Below are 15,885 nucleotides of genomic sequence, written 5' to 3' on the forward strand. Positions count from 1 at the left end.
TTGTTGAGGCCTGCGAAGGTCTTACTTGGGCATGATCACGGAGTCGATCACGTGGATCACGCCGTTGTCAGCCACGATGTCGGTCTTGATCACGTTGGCGGCATCTACCTTCACACCACCGGTGGTGCTGACGGTGATTTCGCTGCCTTGCACGGTCTTGACCTTGCCGGCTTTCACATCAGCCGCCATCACTTTGCCGGGGACCACGTGGTAGGTCAGCACGGCAGTCAGCTTGGCCTTGTCCTTGAGCAGGGCTTCCAGGTCGGCCTTGGGCACTTTTGCAAATGCTTCGTCAGTCGGTGCGAAAACCGTGAAGGGGCCCTTGCCCTTGAGCGTATCGACCAGACCGGCTGCGCCCAGCGCGGTAGCCAGGGTCTTGAAGTTGCCCGCGCCTACGGCGGTGTCAACGATGTCTTTAGCTTGTGCAGAAACAGCCACACCCAGTGCCAGAACGGAAGCAATCAACAGTTTTTTCATTGGAATCTCCAAGAGGTTGAATTCGATGTTTAACGTCAGAAAATACTGACGTGACCGAAATATAGCCCATTTAGTATCCCTTTGAACTGTACGGTATTTAAACTGAACTGATCGGTAATGTTTGTCAAATCTGTTGATTTATCGGCGGCTACACTGAGGCCACTCTTCCTACGTCGGAGCCTGTGATGTACCAACCCTCCCACTTCATTGAGAACCGCCCCGAGGTACTGCATGCACTAGTGCAAAGCCACCCCTTGGCGACGCTGGTGACCCTGTCCGACAAGGGCATGGATGCGAACCACATCCCCTTGCTGCTGCGGGTGGCGGCGGATGGCCGCACATCGCTGGTGGGGCATGTAGCCCGGGTCAATCCGATCTGGAAAGACACGGACCTGAGCGTGCCGGTACTGGCCATCTTCCAGGGGCCGCAGCACTACATCAGCCCCGGCTGGTATGCCACCAAGGCGGAGCACGGGAAGGTGGTGCCCACGTGGAACTACGCGGTGGTCCATGCCAAAGGCCTGCTGACCGTGCACGACGATGCGGCATGGGTCCGCAGCCAGATGCAACAGATCACGACCCAACAGGAAGCGCCCATGGACAAGCCATGGGCCGTGGACGATGCGCCGCGCGACTACACCGACAAGATGATTTCAGCGGTGGTCGGCATTGAGATCGTGGTGGACGAATGGGTGGGCAAATGGAAGGTCAGCCAGAACCAGCCGCCCGCCAACCAGACCACTGTGCGCGAAGGGTTGGAGCATCAGGCAACCGACGCTGCCCGCACCATGGCGGGACTGATTCCACGCTCCTGAACAGGGGTTTTGCCGCCGGGCCGCCCCAAGGCAAAACACGGCCCCACGGGGGTAGCGACCCGCGTAGCGGTGGAGCGTGGGGCGCAAAGTGCTTCGGAGAATTAGCCTCTTTCTTCGACTTTCCCGTCCGCGTGCTTGGCGAAGCGGCCTTTCTCGCGCGGGTGTACCGGGTCGTTGGCGCCCCAGGGCCAGCCGCCGAATTCGGTGCGGCGATAGTCCGCAAAGGCCTGGTGGATTTCGGCCTGGGTGTTCATCACAAACGGGCCGTACTGCGCGACCGGCTCGCCAATGGGGCGGGCCTGCAGCACCAGCAGCTCGCTCTCGGCATCGCCATTCGCCAAAGTGCAGTCGTGGTCGGCTTGCACCACCATCACGGACTTCACAGGCACGTCTTCTCCTGCCACTTGCAAAGCGCCGCCTTTGAAGAAATACAGCACCCGCCGGGTGTCCGCGCTCTGGGCGGCGGGCAGCGTCCACTTTGCTCCCGGGCTGAGTTTGATGGTGTAGATGCCGAGGTCACTGCCGGGCTCGCTCGCCCACGAATCGGGGGGCGGTGGCAGGCCTTGCCTGTCGTCCAGCTTACCGGCGATGCAAACCACTTCGGTGGTCTTGCCCAGCGCGTCGGTGGCAGTGAGGCGGGGGATGTCTTCATGCCAAAACATGGTGAAGTGCGGCTCGGCCATTTTGTTTTTGGCCGGCAAGTTCACCCAGATCTGGAACAGCTCGGTGGGGTTGGGCGCATCGGTATGCAGCAGTGGAAACATTTCACAGTGCACGATGCCTTTGCCCGCCGTGAGCCACTGCACATCGCCGCCGCCAAAGCGGGCGGTGGCGCCCAGCGAGTCAGAGTGGTCGATGCGGCCATTGCGCACGATGGTGACTGTCTCGAAGCCCCGGTGCGGGTGTGAGGGAAAGCCCGGCACCGTATCGCCGTGGTACATGCTCCAGCCGTCTTTGCCGGCAAAGTCCTGGCCGATGTGGCGCCCGGCAAGCAGCGCCGGGTCCGGCGCCAGCTGTGCGTTGCCTGCAGGATAGGCGTCGTTGTGGTGCACGCAAAACAAGAAGGGGTCCAGGGTCTGCCAGGGGAAACCCAAGGGGGCGATGGAGAGCAAGGTTTTCATAAGGGCGCATTGTCGCGCCAGTTCCAAGGCCTTGCCGGCGCCCACTAAGATCACCCCCCATGTTGTTTTCTTCTTTCACCGCACGTGCAGGCCTGGCGGCTGCCCTGGTAGTCGGCCTCTGGGCGTTGGATGCGCGGGTGCGTCCGGCTCCCATGCCGCCGGCCCAGGCTGTCATGCCGGCCATCAGTGTGCAAGGCCAGCCGGTGGAGGCGGCTAAATTACAGCGTGTGGCGATGGGCGACGTGCCCATGCCGCCCGGTACGACGGCGGCGCACGCCAGCAGCTTGCTGCCCATGCCTGCCGGAAGTCCGTCAACGCTGAGCCTGTTCTGGTTTTCTGGTGAGCGCGAAAGCGGCCCCTTGGTGCAGATTGCCGCGACGCAATGGGACCGCGCGGACGGCCGCTGGCGTGAGCCGCGCTTTGTGGTCAACCGCCACACCATGGGCGATGTGCTGGGCCACGGCTTGCGGCGCTTGGGCAACCCGGTGGCATGGATGGACGGACAAGGCTGCATGCACCTGTTTGTGGTGGCGACCGGCTGGGGCGGCTGGGCTGCGAGCCGCGTGCTGCACCTGCGCCAGAGCAGTGCCTCGCAAGACCTGAATGACCTGGCGTTTGAGCCGGTGCGGGTGCTGCCCCTGTCGTGGTTGTGGAACACCAGCTTTCTGGCGCGCAACGCGGTCATGCCCTTGCAGGATGGCGGCGCGGTTCTGCCTGTTCACTTTGAGCTGGGGCTCAAGTACCCCAGCGCGGTGCGGCTGGATGCGAACGGTGAGTTCGCTGGCTTGACGCGCATGTCGCAACTCGCCTACCAACTGCAGCCTTCTCTGCTGGCGCGCAGCCCTTCTGAATGGATAGCGCTCATGCGTGACGAACGCCATAACGGCAAAGTAACTGCTGTGCGCACCGAGGACGGTGGCGCCCATTGGCAGGACCTGCCGGACCTTGCGCTGGGTAACCCGGACTCTGCGGTAGCCGCCTTCGGGCTGGGGCCGCAACAAATGCTGCTGGCCCACAACCCGACGCCGGAAGGGCGCGCCAAGCTGGAGTTGAGCCGTAGCCAGGATGGCCAGCAATGGACCCCGCAACAAACCTTGCGGCAGGGCAGCGAGGAAGCCGAGTTTTCTTACCCCGCCATGGCTTGGGCGGATGACGCGCTGTGGATCGCATACACCGTAGACCGGGCTACCTTGTCGTGGCAGCGCTTCGCGGTGGGAGGCAAACCATGAGCGCACCGGCTTTGCCTGATCTGGTGGTGATGCAGCTGTGGCTGCATGTGGGCTGGGCGCTGGTGCTCGCTGGCGGTGGTGCTGCAGTGCTGGCGCAACTTTCTATGCCTCTGTTGTTCCGTCGTGTGATTGCGCTAGTGCTGGGGCTGTGGGTGCTAATGCCCGGAAACCTGTCTCCGGCCTTTTGGCTGGGCCTGGCCTTTCAGGCACCCAGTGTGTTGGGTGCGCTGGCGTGCGCGTATGTGGGCTGGGCGGCACTGCGTCCAACGGTGGCACGCGCTGCGGAAACCGCAGCTCGCCCTCTGCGCTGGGAGGCCGGGCTGGTGGTGTGCGGCGTGCTGTTGGGCTGGGCGTTACTGCTCGATACTTTTGCGCAGTTGCCGTCGGCCTTGTACCCGCTGGGTTTCGGGCAAGCGGTATTGCTGGCCTTGTCGGTAGTGGCGGTGCTGCCGCTGCTGCAAGTGGGTGCCGTTCGACGGGTGGGTGCCTGGTTGGCGCCGGTGGCATTGGCGCTGTTTGTGTTGCTGCGTCTGCCCACAGGCAATGCATTTGATGCGGTGCTGGACCCATGGCTGTGGGTAGCCTTGCACGCGGTGGCTTTGCGCTGGCTGTATTGCCACTGGAAAATTAAGGGTTAACCCTACTGTTGAACGCCACAGTAGGCGTGGAGGGGTGGGCGCCGTATCGTTGCGCCCTGTTTTGAAGCCTGCGGCGCGCCCTGGCGCGTGCCCGCTTCGTGCTCATTGCATCGGCAAATCAACCCCTCTCCAGAAGACCCCTCATGTCATCCACTCCCGGGCGCAAACCGCTCTACAAATCCCTTTACGTCCAAGTGCTCACCGCGGTGGCACTGGGCGTGTTCCTTGGCCACTTTTTTCCCCAAACCGGGGCAGACATGAAGCCGCTGGGCGATGCCTTCATCAAGTTGATCAAGATGATCATTGCCCCCATCATTTTCTGCACGGTGGTGGTGGGTATTGCCGGCATGGAAGACATGAAAAAAGTCGGCAAGACCGGCGGTCTGGCGCTCCTGTACTTTGAAGTGGTTTCTACGGTGGCGCTCATCATCGGTCTGGTGGTGGTCAACTTGTTGCAGCCCGGTTCCGGCATGCATGTAGACCCCGCGTCGCTGGATACCAAGGGCATTGCGGCCTACACCGCACCGGGCAAGATGCAGGGCACCGTGGACTTTTTGCTCAACATCATTCCGACCTCGGTGATCGATGCTTTCGCCAAGGGTGAAATCCTGCAGGTGCTGCTGTTCTCGGTGTTGTTCGGCTTTGCGTTGCACAAGTTCGGCGGCCGGGGCACCATGGTGTTTGACTTGATCGAAAAGACATCGCATGTGCTGTTCGATATCGTGGCCATCATCATGAAGGTCGCGCCCATCGGTGCTTTCGGTGCCATGGCGTTCACCATCGGCAAGTACGGCGTGGATTCGTTGTTTTCGTTGGGCAAATTGATGGGCGCGTTCTACGTGACATGCCTGGTTTTTGTGTTCGGCGTGCTGGGCATCATTAGCCGCCTGCATGGCTTCAGCATCGTGAAGTTTGTGCGCTACATCAAGGAAGAGTTGCTCATTGTGTTGGGCACCTCGTCGTCTGAATCGGTGCTACCCCGCATGATGGAAAAGCTGGAAAACCTGGGTGCCCGCAAGTCGGTGGTCGGCTTGGTGATCCCCACCGGTTACTCCTTCAATCTCGATGGCACTTCCATTTACCTGACCATGGCGGCGGTGTTCATCGCCCAAGCGACTGATACCCCCATGGACCTGACCCAGCAGCTGACCTTGCTGGCGGTGTTGTTGCTCACCTCCAAGGGCGCGGCGGGCATTACCGGCAGCGGCTTCATTGTGCTGGCAGCCACCTTGTCTGCCGTGGGCCATGTGCCGGTGGCGGGCCTGGCGCTGATCCTGGGCATAGACCGTTTCATGTCCGAAGCCCGTGCGCTGACCAATCTGGTGGGCAACGGTGTGGCGACCCTGGTGGTGGCCAAGTGGACTGGCGACCTCGACATGGAACGCCTGACCCAAGGATTGGCGAACCCCACGACCATCGAAGTCCAGGAGCCTGAAGTGCTGCTGGACCAGAAGGTGGCCACCATGGCGGTGCCTGCAGACGCTCGCTGATGGCGACCTGACAGCAAAGCAAAAGGGCCCGGAGGGGCCCTTTTTTCATAGCGGCTTGCGGCCGTTGATGAGGTTCACCAGGATCATCACCACAGCAACCACCAGAAGGATGTGGATAAATCCCCCCATGGTGTAGGCACTGACCAGCCCTAGAAGCCACAAAACGATGAGTACAAGAGCGATGGTGTAGAGCATGGGGAGCTTTCAAATGGCGTGCGCTACTGCGCGGCATTCCAGTGTCCAACTCCCCGGACTGGCTGGCTGTGTGGCAGGGCACAGAGTGAGTTGCTGGGCGGAATGTCATTCGCAAGGAACTCAGGCCCGAGGAAAGACTCCATCACTGCCATCGCTCAACATTTCTTTATGCACCGCAGATCCGCCCTGGCAACGCTTGCCGCTTTCTCCGCCCTTTTTCGCAGCAGTCTGGCAGGTGCTGCCACCCAGCCTTTGTTGCAGTCGCTCAAACCTTCGCCGCGCATGCCGGTGCTGTTTGTCGGTCATGGCAGCCCGATGAATGTGATCGAAGACAACGCATGGCGCCGGGGCTGGCAGGCCATGGGCAAAGAGCTGTTGGCGCGGCAGGCGGCGCCGCAACTGATTGTTTGCATTTCGGCCCACTGGTTGACCCAGGGCTGGCAGGTCACGGCCATGGCACAGCCGCAGACGATCCATGATTTCGGCGGCTTTCCGCAGGCGCTGCAGGACGTGCAGTACCCCGCACCCGGTGCGCCGGCGGTGGCCCGCGCTCTGGCACAAGAGATCAAGGTGCCCTCGGGTGACAAACTGGCGCTGGACCCGGACCACTGGGGCTTGGACCACGGGGCATGGTCCGTACTCAAGCCCATGTTTCCCAAAGCGGACATACCGGTGCTGCAGCTCAGCATGGATTACAGCCGCCCGCCGGTTGAGCACTTTGCCTTGGGGTGGCAGCTGCATGCCCTGCGCAGCCGCGGGGTGTTGGTGGTGGGCAGCGGCAACATCGTGCACAACCTGGGTGCCACGCGCAACGGCAGCGGCCCGAACGAAACCTACGACTGGGCCCGCGAGTTCGATACGGTGGTCCAGGACCAGATCAAAAAGGGCCAGCTCGACCAGCTGCACAAATTCCAGTCGCTGGGTGCGGTCGCGCAGCAGTCGCACCCCTCGCATGACCACTATCTGCCCTTGCTGGTAGCCGCCGGGGCCGCGCGTCCGGACGAGATGCCCCGGTTTTTCAACACCGGGTTTCAGTCCGCATCCATCTCCATGCGTTCGGTGATCTGGGGTTAATCCGAAAACGCTCCTGTTTTGATAGCTGCTTGCGCATATTCCACGGGCGCCAGGCACTGATTAAATACATAAGTCCGGTGACGGTGGCCGGAATCGCCGCACTTGTAGCAGCGCTGTGCTCCCTCCTATACTGGCTGAATGAACGAGTTAGTACATTCCAATAAAGAGACAGACAAACCCACCCGTCGCAAAGCTGCTGCGAGTGCTGCTCCGGCAGCCAGCAAGGCCAGCGGTGCCAAGGCCCCCACCCGCACCAACGACCCGGCGCGCACCATGGCCGGGATACTGGAAGTGGCGACCAAAGAGTTTGCCGACAAGGGCTTGAGCGGCGCCCGCATCGACGCGATTGCCGAGGCTACCCACACCAGCAAGCGCATGATTTACTACTACTACGGCAGCAAAGAGGGCTTGTACCTCGCTGTGCTGGAGGAGTCGTACCGACGCATGCGGCAGATCGAGGCGGAGCTGCACCTGGAAGATTTGGAGCCCGAGGCGGCCTTGCGGCGGCTGGTGGAGTTCACCTTCGACCGGCACGCCGACAACGAAGATTTCATCCGCCTGGTGATGAACGAAAACATCGAGCAAGGCACCTATCTGGCCCAAAGCACGTCCATCCAGCAGCTCAACGTGCCGGCCATCGAGTCCATTCGCCGGCTTTACCAAAGGGGCGTGGAGCAGGGTGTGTTCCGCGAGGGGCTGGACCCGGTGGATATTCACGCCTCCATCTCCGCGCTCACGTTCTTCAATGTGTCCAACCGCCACACTTTCGGGCTGATCTTCAAGGACAAAGCCCGCAACGCCCGCTCTGCAGACCGGCGCGCGAGCATCACCGACATGGTGGTGCGCTTCGTGCGCAAGTAATTCCTTTCCGGCATAACAGCTTTCCCGGTTATGCCCGACCGGTTTAGGGAAAACCCGCAAACTTAAAAACTAACTAGTTCGTACATTATTGAAGGTACGACCCTGAGGAGCTTTCTGTGTTGAAAAAATTCATCGATGCCTACTGCCGTTGGATCGGCTACGTCATCGCCGCCGCGCTAGCGCTGATGGTGGTGCTGGTGTTCGGCAACGTGTTCATGCGCTATGCGTTCAACTCCGGCTTGACCGTGTCCGAAGAGCTGTCGCGCTGGCTGTTTGTGTGGGTGACTTTCCTGGGCGCAGTGATCGCATTGCGCGATAACGCCCACCTTGGCACCGACATGCTGGTGAGCAAGTTTGGCCCGACCGGCAAGCGCATCTTCATGGGCATCTCGCTCTTGTTGATGATCTATTGCCTGTGGCTCATCTTCAAAGGCACCTACGACCAATTTCTGGTGAATAAGGACTCTGAGAGCCCGGTGATGGAAGTGTCCATGGGCTGGTTCTATGCGGGTGGCATGGTGTTCTCGGCCTTGAGCTTCCCGATCCTGGCACTGGAGCTGTTCCGCCTGGTGACCGGCCAGATCGCCGACCAAGACCTGATGCTGATCCAGGAATCTGAAGAAGCCCCTCACTAAGCCCCGGAGCCCTTTGACATGACGATCATTATTTTTCTGGGTTCCTTGCTGGCGGCCATGGCTGTCGGCGTGCCCATCGCTTTCTCTCTGCTCTTGTGCGGTGCTGCCTTGATGTGGCACCTCAACATGTTCGATGCGCAAATCCTCGCGCAGAACCTGCTGGAAGGTGCCAATAGCTTCCCGTTGCTGGCGGTGCCCTTTTTCATGCTGGCCGGTGAAATCATGAACGCAGGCGGTTTGTCCCGCCGCATCGTGAACTTTGCCATGGCACTGGTGGGCCACGTCAAAGGCGGCCTGGGCTATGTGACCATTGTGGCCGCGGTGATCATGGCCTCGCTCTCCGGCTCCGCAGTAGCAGATGCGGCAGCGCTCACCGCCTTGTTGCTGCCCATGATGGTGGCGGCCGGCCACGACAGAGCGCGCTCTGCTGGCTTGATTGCCTCTGCCGGCATCATCGCCCCCATCATCCCGCCGAGCATCGGATTTGTGATCTTCGGTGTGGCAGCCAATGTCTCCATTTCCAAGCTGTTCATGGCGGGCATTTTTCCCGGCCTGATGTTGGCTCTGTCTTTGGTCGGGACGTGGTGGTGGCTGGCTCGCAAAGAGCACATCACACCTCCGCCCCGAAAAAACCTGGCCGAAGTTCTGGAGGCCATGCGTCTGGCCACCTGGGCGCTGGTGCTGCCTTTCATCATCGTGTTCGGCCTGAAGTTCGGCGTCTTCACCCCCACGGAAGCGGCGGTAGTGGCGGCGGTGTACTCGCTGTTTGTGTCCACCGTGATTTATCGTGAGTTGAACTTCAAGAAGCTGGTGCCTTTGTTCATCACAGCCGCCAAGACCAGTGCCGTGGTGATGTTCCTGGTCGCAGCTGCCATGGTGTCTGCCTGGTTGATTACCGTGGCCAACCTGCCCGCTCAAGTGGTGGCCTTGCTGGAACCCCTGCTGGACAGTCCCAAGCTGCTGATGTTTGCGATCATGGTGCTGGTGATCGTAGTCGGTACAGCACTGGACATGACTCCGACCATTCTGTTGCTGACCCCTGTGCTGATGCCAGTGGTCAAAGCGGCAGGCATAGACCCGGTGTACTTCGGCGTGCTGTTCATCATCAACAACGCCATCGGCCTGATCACGCCGCCGGTGGGCACGGTGCTCAATGCAGTGGCCGGTGTGGGCAAGGTCAGCATGGACGAGGTGACCAAAGGCGTGGTGCCTTTCATGATTGCCCAGTTCGCCATCATGTTTTTGATGGTGCTGTTCCCGCAGCTGGTGATGGTGCCGGCCCGCTGGTTCTATTGACCCCATTCCAAGCCTGTGCGTGATGGGTACGCCACGCACAGGATTCTTATTCACCGCGTACGCCTGTTTTTACCCAACTAACTGTCCAGGAGACAACTCATGAAGCGACTGTTTATCAAATCCGTCTTGGCAACCGTGGCATTGGCCGCGTGTGGGCTGGCATCTGCCCAGGACATCAAGGAACGCACGATCAAGTTCGGCCTGAACAGCCCTGAAGGTCACCCCGCTGTGGCCGGCATGCGTAAGTTCGCATCTGCCGTGGAAGCCAAATCCGGCGGCAAGATGAAGGTGCAGTTGTTCCTGAACGGCGCGCTCGGCAGCGACCAGGCGACCCTTTCTGCTCTGAAGGGCGGCACCGTGGAAATGGCCGTGATGAACTCCGGCATTCTGGCCAGCGAAGTGAAAGCCCTCGAAGTGTTCGACTTCCCATTCATGTTTGCCAATGAAAAAGAAGCGGATGCCATCGTGGACGGCCCCATCGGCCAGAAGATGCACGCCGCTTTGGCCGACAAGGGCATCATCGGTTTGTCGTATTGGGAACTGGGCTTCCGCAACATCACGACGGGCAAAAAGCAGATCACCAAAGTGGACGACATTGCCGGCCTCAAGCTGCGCGTGATTCCCAACGCGATCAACGTGGACTGGGTGAAAGCACTGGGCGCGAACCCCACACCCCTGCCGTTCCCTGAGGTGTACGCCGCATTGGAGCAGGGCGCGATTGACGGCCAAGAGAACCCGATTGCCGTGATTGCGGCCAACAAGTTCTGGGAAGTGCAGAAGAACGTGGCCCTGACCAACCACCAGTACAACCCCCAGTCTGTGATCTTCAGCAAGAAGGTGTGGGACACCATGTCTCCCGCTGAAAAGAAAATCATCGACGACTCCGCAGACGAAGCCGTGAAGGCGCAGCGCGAGGCCAACCGTGCTGCCTTGAACAACAACCTCGAGTTGCTCAAGAAGAACGGCATGACGATTACGACCCTGCCTGCGGCCGAAATCGCCAAGCTGCGTGAGAAGATGAAGCCCGTGATTGACAAGCACAGCGCTGCCCTGGGCACCGTGGTGGCTGATGTGCAGGCCGAGTTGGCCAAGATGCGCAAGTAATCACACCGTGTGGAGCGGCCCGCGAGGGGCGCTCCACGTTTGATTCCATCTTCTCTAGAGGTTTGTATGAAAGTCCTGATGCTCCACGGCATTAACCACAACATGTTCGGCAAGCGCGATCCGGTGCAGTACGGCACCATCACGCTCGATGAAATCAACGCCGACCTGACGGCCTTGGGCCGCGAATTGGGTGTGGACGTGGAGACCTTTCAAACCAACCATGAAGGCGCCATGTGCGAGCGCATTCACCAGGGCTATACCGATGGTGTGGACGCGGTCCTCATCAACGCCGGTGCCTGGACGCATTACAGCTACGGCATCCGCGACGCGCTGGCCATCCTGACCTGCCCTATCGTGGAATTGCACATGTCCAATATTCATGCCCGTGAGGAATTCCGCCACAAGTCAGTGTTCGCGGAAATCGTCAAGGGCCAGATCGCAGGCTTCGGCGTGGACAGCTATCTGCTGGCCCTGCGCGCCGGGGTATCTGCGGCGAAAGCTGCGAAAAAATGATCATCAACGGCAATACAGAGCTCATTGTTCATCTCGGTTACCCGACCCACGCCTTCAAGGCGCCCATGATCTACAACCCCTGGTTTGAAAAAGCCGGGGTCAATGCCGTGGTGGTCCCCATGGGCTCCAAGCCCGAAGACTTCCCCGGCTTTTTGCGCAGCGTGTTCCAGCTCTCCAACATCCGGGGCGCTTTGATCACCATGCCGCACAAGGTGGTGACGACCACGTTGGTGGATGAACTGTCCCCCACGGCGCAGATTGCAGGAGCCTGTAACGCCGTGCGCCTGGGGCCCCAAGGCCAGTTGCAAGGCGACATGTTCGATGGCGCCGGCTTCGTGCGCGGGGTGCTGCGTAAAGGCTTGGTTCTTAAGGGCGCTCGTGCCTTGGTGGTGGGAAGCGGTGGCGTGGGCTGTGCGATTGCCGCATCCCTGGCAGCCGAGGGCTTGTCGGCGTTGGCGCTGTTCGATGTGAATGCAGAGGCCGCGGAGGGGTTGGCGGCACGTTTGCGCCAGCACTACCCACAGATTGACGTCAGCACCGGGTCGACCGATCCGGCAGGATTTGACCTGGTCGTGAACGCCACGCCTCTGGGCATGAACGAGGGCGACCCCATGCCCCTGGATGTGTCACGCCTGTCGGCCAGCACCTTTGTGGGTGAAGTGGTCATGAAATCCGAAACTACGGCGTTTCTCGCTGAAGCCATTCTGCGCGGATGCAAAGTGCAGGTGGGCTCGGACATGCTGTTTGAGCAGATTCCGGCGTATCTGGAGTTCTTCGGCCTGCCGAGCACCAGCGCCGATGAGCTGCGTTTGCTGGCAACGCTGCAATACCAGTAGGCCTGCACGCGGGCCTTTTTGCAGTTGGTTATCGGGTGGCTGTGAGCAGCCACTCGCGGCGGAACAGCCAGTCCTGTACCTGCCAGAGGTTGTCCAGCGTGACTTCGCCGTCCTTGTGCCGGCTCTTCACGTGCCAGCGCTGCGCCAGCAGGGTGCACTGGGGCAGGCAAGACGGAGGCTCGTTCAAGTCCTCCTGCAGCCAGATCACGGCATCAAATTCATTCAGTAAGCGTGCCAAGCGTTCCTTGGGCGGCATCTCGGGATAGAGCGCCCCGGTGTTGCGGCCTTCAGCGTCATAGGGCGTGATGCGGGCGCCATGCAACTGGAAGTGATAGCGCTCGTACTGCCCGGTAAAGCCGTTGGGCACAGCGACCCGCTGGCTTTTCATCTGCGCTTCGATGGCGGAGCTGTAGCCTGCTTCGTCTTTAGATATCGGTTGCACCATCAGCGTGAAGCAGCCATACACCGCCAGCACGGCCACCAAGCTGGCGTTGGCAGCCCATGATTTACGATAAAAACCTGAGATAGCGCCCGCGATACCTGCGCCAGCAGCTATCAAAGTAATAGCAACTTCAGTGGTCGAGGCCATTCCCAGCGAGCCCATGACCCAGCTGATACGCCCCAGCATCACCAGTGCGGGCAGGGTAATCAGCAACGTCAGCCAGAACCAGACGCGCGGTAGCCGATCCCACACCAGCGCCATGGCTATGGCCACCGCAGGCATGGCCGGAATCACATAGCGCTCCGAGCGCTGGTTGGGGATGGTGAACACCACCAGCCACACCACCGCCCAGGCCAGCAAGATCCAAAGCGCCGGGCTCAGGCGGGCGGGTTGTAGCAGCTTGCCGGTGTGACGCAAGGCCAGCAGGCAAAAGCCCAACACCGGCAGAGCCAGCAGGCCGCCGTTGGCCGGGTAAGCCAGCAACTGGGTCCACATGGGGTAAGGGCCGGAGAGGGCAGCTTGCCAGTAGCCCATGCTGCTGGACATCTTGCCCGCGTTCTCGGCCACGACAAATTCCTGCCAGACGCTGGCCGGGTCCGGGTCCAGCACGAACCACAAGGCAAAGATGCCAACGCCAATCAGCGTGCTCCAGCCTGCGCCTATGGTCGTGCGAATGGCCGTGCGCCAGCTCCAGGGCGTGCTTAGCAGCACGGCACACCACAAAGCGGCAGCAGCGGGCGCGACCAGGGCAAAAGACTTGTAGGCTGCACCCAAGCCCATCGCGATGCCGAACAAGGTGTAGGCGAGCGGGCCGGGCGTGGCGTCTGCCGGGTGCCCCATGCCCGTGGTGCTGTCACGCAAGCGCAGCCAAAGCACCCACCACATGGGCAAGGCCAGCCAGAAGGTTTCGGGTGCGGAAGTGAGGTACACCCGCCCGTAGCGGAAGGTGCAGAAAAACAGCAGATACAAGGCAGCCGCCACGCAGGCAGTGCGCAGGCGGTTGGATGCCTCGCTCATGCGATAGGCAAAAAACGCCAGCAAGGCGGTGGTGGCGAAGGTGTAAATGATGCTGGGCAAGCGCAGTGCGAACAGACTCCAGGTTTGGCCCCAGCCACCTGCCACCATGGCCTGCCAGATCAGCAAGGGCGGCTTGGTATTGCGGGTGCCCACCAGTTCGGACTGCAGTGGCAGCCAGTGGCCGCTCTCGGCCGTCATGCGCGCGATGTGGATGTACACCATCTCGTCGCCGTTGGTGGGCGCATAGCTGCTGCCCAAGCCCAACAGGTAGAGCAAGGCGACGAGCGCGACCAGCAGCAGCCAGGGCCAGTGCGCAGTGCTGGAGCGCGGGCGCATCATAGGTTTTTGCGCTGGGCCGCCCCAAGCAAAAACGCGCCCCCTAGGGGGGCAGCGACCCGCGCAGCGGCGGAGCGTGGGGGCATCATTTTTTGAAGGTCCAACGGTCGTTGGCTAGAAAGTTGCTGACGCTGGCGGCCACGATGGCGATGATGTTCGCCAAGCGGTAATCCATGCTGCCAGACAGCAACAGGGTCAGCACATATTGCATGCCGCTTCCGAATGCCGAAGCGGTGACGTACTGTCCGAATTCCATGCCCAAGAGGCGCAGACTCACCGGTTGCACCTCGCCCGCTTCCAGGGTCTTGACCCGGTCGGACCAGGTCCACAGCCGGTTCCAGGTGAAGTTGTTCAGGGTGGCCAGTGCGATGGCCAGAGCCAGCGAGAAGTAGGGCTTGTTGTAGCCGGCTTCAATGTGGTTGAACAGGTACTCGTGCCCGAAGTGCAAGACTGCCAAGTTCACCACCGTGCCGCTGGCGCCCACGATGCCGAACTTGATGTAGCGGTAGCGCTCCAGAAGCCCGAGTGCCCAGAGCACCAAACGTTGCGTAGCGCTCATGCTGCGGCACCTGCACTCGCAGACGCGCTATTCAAAAATGCCAGCGCCTGGTCCAGCACCGGATCGGGCGCGATGCGCTTGAGGCACTGGTTGTCGCCATCGCAAAAAGTCAGGCGGTGGTTGTAGGCGGTCAGGCACGGGGAGCAGGCAATGCCGCTTTCCAGAATGATGGTGCGATGCCCCAAGGGACCATACAGCTTGCCGGTTTCCGGCCCGAAGAACACCATGGTCTGGATGGGAGTGACCGTGGCGAAGTGGCTGGGGCCGCCGTCATTGGTGATCAGCAGGGCACTGGCGTGCATGAGCATAAGCAGCTCGCGGATGCTCTTGGTGTAGCCGGTCAGGTTCAGGCAGGCCGCGTCGCCCACTTGGGCTTGCAGGTCACGCGCCAGCACGGCGTCGTCTTTCAGACCGATCAGGCCCACCGCATAGCCGGCGTTGCACAGCCCTTGCGCCACGCGCGCATAGTGGCTGGCAGGCCAGGCCCGCTCGGGCAGGATGCCGCCGCCGGCATAGACCAGCACCAGGCGCCGTTCGCGGGTCACAGGGTGGTCGCTCTCCAGCTTGCTGCGGTAAGTTTCCAGCTCGGTATCGGTGAACTTGACGGAAAGCTCGGTGTCCACCGGTGTGTTCCGGATCGCAGCGGCGCGGTTGCGCGGCATGCTGTCCGGTGCATCCAAAGCATCGACTAGGGACAAAAACTGTTTGCTGATGTGCTGGTAGGGGTTGTACGGAATGCTGTAGTTGATGAAGCTGCCGCGGTACAGGCCTTCCTGCGTGTGCGGGGTGAACCCCACCCGCACCGGCGCACCGGTGCTGAAAGACAGCAGGGCGCTCACCCGCGAAAACAGCTCACAGTCGATCACCGCATCCAGCCCGATGCCGCGAAACTTCAGGCTGACTTTGAGAATGTCCGAAATCAGCGAGCCGCCGGAACTGTCGTCCAGCGTGTGCATGTGCTCCACGTCCGTGAGCGACAGCAGCTTGGAGACTTCCTGGTTCTTTTTAAGCTGCAGGATGTGGATGGCAGCACCGGGATACTTGCGGCGCAACTCCGCAAACATGGGGCCTGCCAGCACGATGCTGCCCATCTCAGACAGCAGGATGACCAGGATATTTTTCGGCGCAGCCGGCATACGGGCCGGTGTGCCGAAAAGCCCTGTCAAGCGAACCCATGCAGACACACCGCCGCAGAGTAGCTGGCCGGCCCAGCGGTCAATGAAGCGTTGTGTCTGGATGTTCATGGG

Annotated in this window: 17 protein-coding genes; 11 read left to right on the plus strand and 6 right to left on the minus strand. The window is 61.1% G+C overall.

Translation table 11 applies throughout. The annotated features are described in order from the left end of the window. Nucleotides 1-21 precede the first annotated feature (21 nt). Nucleotides 22-477, minus strand: coding sequence for a fasciclin domain-containing protein (locus RAN89_RS06890; RefSeq protein ID WP_313868870.1), 456 nt, complete (start codon nucleotides 475-477; stop codon nucleotides 22-24). A gap of 185 nt (nucleotides 478-662) precedes the next feature. On the opposite strand from RAN89_RS06890, the gene RAN89_RS06895 reads away from it, so the two are divergent. Beyond that, nucleotides 663-1,292: an FMN-binding negative transcriptional regulator gene (locus tag RAN89_RS06895; protein ID WP_313868871.1), complete on the plus strand. Its 630-nt coding sequence runs from the start codon at nucleotides 663-665 to the stop codon at nucleotides 1,290-1,292. A gap of 101 nt (nucleotides 1,293-1,393) precedes the next feature. Here the strand turns inward: RAN89_RS06895 and RAN89_RS06900 are convergent, their stop codons facing one another. Next, entirely contained in the window at nucleotides 1,394-2,413 is a 1,020-nt protein-coding gene (locus RAN89_RS06900; RefSeq protein WP_313868872.1) for a pirin family protein, read from the minus strand. A gap of 59 nt (nucleotides 2,414-2,472) precedes the next feature. Between RAN89_RS06900 and RAN89_RS06905 the strand changes: the two genes are divergently transcribed. From RAN89_RS06905 to RAN89_RS06915, 3 genes are all read left to right on the plus strand, one after another. Next, on the plus strand, nucleotides 2,473-3,642 hold the full coding sequence (locus RAN89_RS06905; RefSeq protein ID WP_313868873.1) for an exo-alpha-sialidase: 1,170 nt from the start codon (nucleotides 2,473-2,475) through the stop codon (nucleotides 3,640-3,642). Further along, nucleotides 3,639-4,280 (plus strand): hypothetical protein, encoded by a 642-nt coding sequence (locus RAN89_RS06910; RefSeq protein ID WP_313868874.1) that lies wholly within the window; start codon nucleotides 3,639-3,641, stop codon nucleotides 4,278-4,280. The genes RAN89_RS06905 and RAN89_RS06910 overlap by 4 nt, the downstream gene beginning before the upstream one ends. Before the next feature lie 143 nt (nucleotides 4,281-4,423). Next, nucleotides 4,424-5,770, plus strand: a complete 1,347-nt coding sequence (locus tag RAN89_RS06915; protein WP_313868875.1) for a dicarboxylate/amino acid:cation symporter — start codon at nucleotides 4,424-4,426, stop codon at nucleotides 5,768-5,770. Nucleotides 5,771-5,815: 45 nt separating this feature from the next. Here the strand turns inward: RAN89_RS06915 and RAN89_RS06920 are convergent, their stop codons facing one another. Next, on the minus strand, nucleotides 5,816-5,965 hold the full coding sequence (locus tag RAN89_RS06920; protein ID WP_313868876.1) for a lmo0937 family membrane protein: 150 nt from the start codon (nucleotides 5,963-5,965) through the stop codon (nucleotides 5,816-5,818). A 168-nt stretch (nucleotides 5,966-6,133) separates the two neighbouring features. On the opposite strand from RAN89_RS06920, the gene ygiD reads away from it, so the two are divergent. The 7 genes from ygiD to RAN89_RS06955 all read left to right on the plus strand — a co-directional run bounded on the left by ygiD (nucleotide 6,134) and on the right by RAN89_RS06955 (nucleotide 12,284). Beyond that, nucleotides 6,134-7,039: a 4,5-DOPA-extradiol-dioxygenase gene (gene ygiD / locus RAN89_RS06925; RefSeq protein ID WP_313868877.1), complete on the plus strand. Its 906-nt coding sequence runs from the start codon at nucleotides 6,134-6,136 to the stop codon at nucleotides 7,037-7,039. A 138-nt stretch (nucleotides 7,040-7,177) separates the two neighbouring features. Further along, nucleotides 7,178-7,900, plus strand: a complete 723-nt coding sequence (locus tag RAN89_RS06930) for a TetR/AcrR family transcriptional regulator (protein WP_313868878.1) — start codon at nucleotides 7,178-7,180, stop codon at nucleotides 7,898-7,900. A 116-nt stretch (nucleotides 7,901-8,016) separates the two neighbouring features. Then, a complete protein-coding gene (locus RAN89_RS06935; RefSeq protein ID WP_313868879.1) occupies nucleotides 8,017-8,535 on the plus strand; it encodes a TRAP transporter small permease in 519 nt (172 codons plus the stop codon). Between the two features lie 18 nt (nucleotides 8,536-8,553). Further along, a complete protein-coding gene (locus tag RAN89_RS06940; protein ID WP_313868880.1) occupies nucleotides 8,554-9,831 on the plus strand; it encodes a TRAP transporter large permease subunit in 1,278 nt (425 codons plus the stop codon). 99 nt (nucleotides 9,832-9,930) lie between these two features. Continuing rightward, complete coding sequence (locus tag RAN89_RS06945; protein WP_313868881.1) at nucleotides 9,931-10,935, plus strand: TRAP transporter substrate-binding protein; 1,005 nt, start codon at nucleotides 9,931-9,933, stop codon at nucleotides 10,933-10,935. 66 nt (nucleotides 10,936-11,001) lie between these two features. Continuing rightward, nucleotides 11,002-11,448 (plus strand): type II 3-dehydroquinate dehydratase, encoded by a 447-nt coding sequence (gene aroQ / locus RAN89_RS06950; RefSeq protein WP_313868882.1) that lies wholly within the window; start codon nucleotides 11,002-11,004, stop codon nucleotides 11,446-11,448. Beyond that, entirely contained in the window at nucleotides 11,448-12,284 is an 837-nt protein-coding gene (locus tag RAN89_RS06955; RefSeq protein WP_313869354.1) for a shikimate dehydrogenase family protein, read from the plus strand. The genes aroQ and RAN89_RS06955 overlap by 1 nt, the downstream gene beginning before the upstream one ends. A gap of 28 nt (nucleotides 12,285-12,312) precedes the next feature. Here RAN89_RS06955 and RAN89_RS06960 read toward each other — a convergent pair whose 3' ends face one another. The 3 genes from RAN89_RS06960 to RAN89_RS06970 all read right to left on the minus strand — a co-directional run bounded on the left by RAN89_RS06960 (nucleotide 12,313) and on the right by RAN89_RS06970 (nucleotide 15,882). Next, nucleotides 12,313-14,082: an ArnT family glycosyltransferase gene (locus RAN89_RS06960; RefSeq protein WP_313868883.1), complete on the minus strand. Its 1,770-nt coding sequence runs from the start codon at nucleotides 14,080-14,082 to the stop codon at nucleotides 12,313-12,315. An 82-nt stretch (nucleotides 14,083-14,164) separates the two neighbouring features. After that, nucleotides 14,165-14,638, minus strand: a complete 474-nt coding sequence (locus tag RAN89_RS06965; protein WP_313868884.1) for a GtrA family protein — start codon at nucleotides 14,636-14,638, stop codon at nucleotides 14,165-14,167. Next, nucleotides 14,635-15,882, minus strand: a complete 1,248-nt coding sequence (locus RAN89_RS06970) for a glycosyltransferase family 9 protein (RefSeq protein ID WP_313868885.1) — start codon at nucleotides 15,880-15,882, stop codon at nucleotides 14,635-14,637. Before RAN89_RS06970 ends, RAN89_RS06965 begins: the two co-directional genes overlap by 4 nt. Nucleotides 15,883-15,885: the final 3 nt, after the last annotated feature.

Origin of the sequence: Rhodoferax mekongensis (assembly GCF_032191775.1) — a bacterium.
In the GTDB taxonomy this organism is placed as follows: Bacteria; Pseudomonadota; Gammaproteobacteria; order Burkholderiales; family Burkholderiaceae_C; genus Allorhodoferax; species Allorhodoferax mekongensis.

Bases quoted from the DNA above. Each gene is read 5' to 3' on its own strand.
- RAN89_RS06890 (WP_313868870.1), bottom strand. From the start codon at position 477: ATGAAAAAACTGTTGATTGCTTCCGTTCTGGCACTGGGTGTGGCTGTT.
- RAN89_RS06895 (WP_313868871.1), top strand. From the start codon at position 663: ATGTACCAACCCTCCCACTTCATTGAGAACCGCCCCGAGGTACTGCAT.
- RAN89_RS06900 (WP_313868872.1), bottom strand. From the start codon at position 2,413: ATGAAAACCTTGCTCTCCATCGCCCCCTTGGGTTTCCCCTGGCAGACC.
- RAN89_RS06905 (WP_313868873.1), top strand. From the start codon at position 2,473: ATGTTGTTTTCTTCTTTCACCGCACGTGCAGGCCTGGCGGCTGCCCTG.
- RAN89_RS06910 (WP_313868874.1), top strand. From the start codon at position 3,639: ATGAGCGCACCGGCTTTGCCTGATCTGGTGGTGATGCAGCTGTGGCTG.
- RAN89_RS06915 (WP_313868875.1), top strand. From the start codon at position 4,424: ATGTCATCCACTCCCGGGCGCAAACCGCTCTACAAATCCCTTTACGTC.
- RAN89_RS06920 (WP_313868876.1), bottom strand. From the start codon at position 5,965: ATGCTCTACACCATCGCTCTTGTACTCATCGTTTTGTGGCTTCTAGGG.
- ygiD (WP_313868877.1), top strand. From the start codon at position 6,134: ATGCACCGCAGATCCGCCCTGGCAACGCTTGCCGCTTTCTCCGCCCTT.
- RAN89_RS06930 (WP_313868878.1), top strand. From the start codon at position 7,178: ATGAACGAGTTAGTACATTCCAATAAAGAGACAGACAAACCCACCCGT.
- RAN89_RS06940 (WP_313868880.1), top strand. From the start codon at position 8,554: ATGACGATCATTATTTTTCTGGGTTCCTTGCTGGCGGCCATGGCTGTC.
- RAN89_RS06945 (WP_313868881.1), top strand. From the start codon at position 9,931: ATGAAGCGACTGTTTATCAAATCCGTCTTGGCAACCGTGGCATTGGCC.
- aroQ (WP_313868882.1), top strand. From the start codon at position 11,002: ATGAAAGTCCTGATGCTCCACGGCATTAACCACAACATGTTCGGCAAG.
- RAN89_RS06960 (WP_313868883.1), bottom strand. From the start codon at position 14,082: ATGATGCGCCCGCGCTCCAGCACTGCGCACTGGCCCTGGCTGCTGCTG.
- RAN89_RS06965 (WP_313868884.1), bottom strand. From the start codon at position 14,638: ATGAGCGCTACGCAACGTTTGGTGCTCTGGGCACTCGGGCTTCTGGAG.
- RAN89_RS06970 (WP_313868885.1), bottom strand. From the start codon at position 15,882: ATGAACATCCAGACACAACGCTTCATTGACCGCTGGGCCGGCCAGCTA.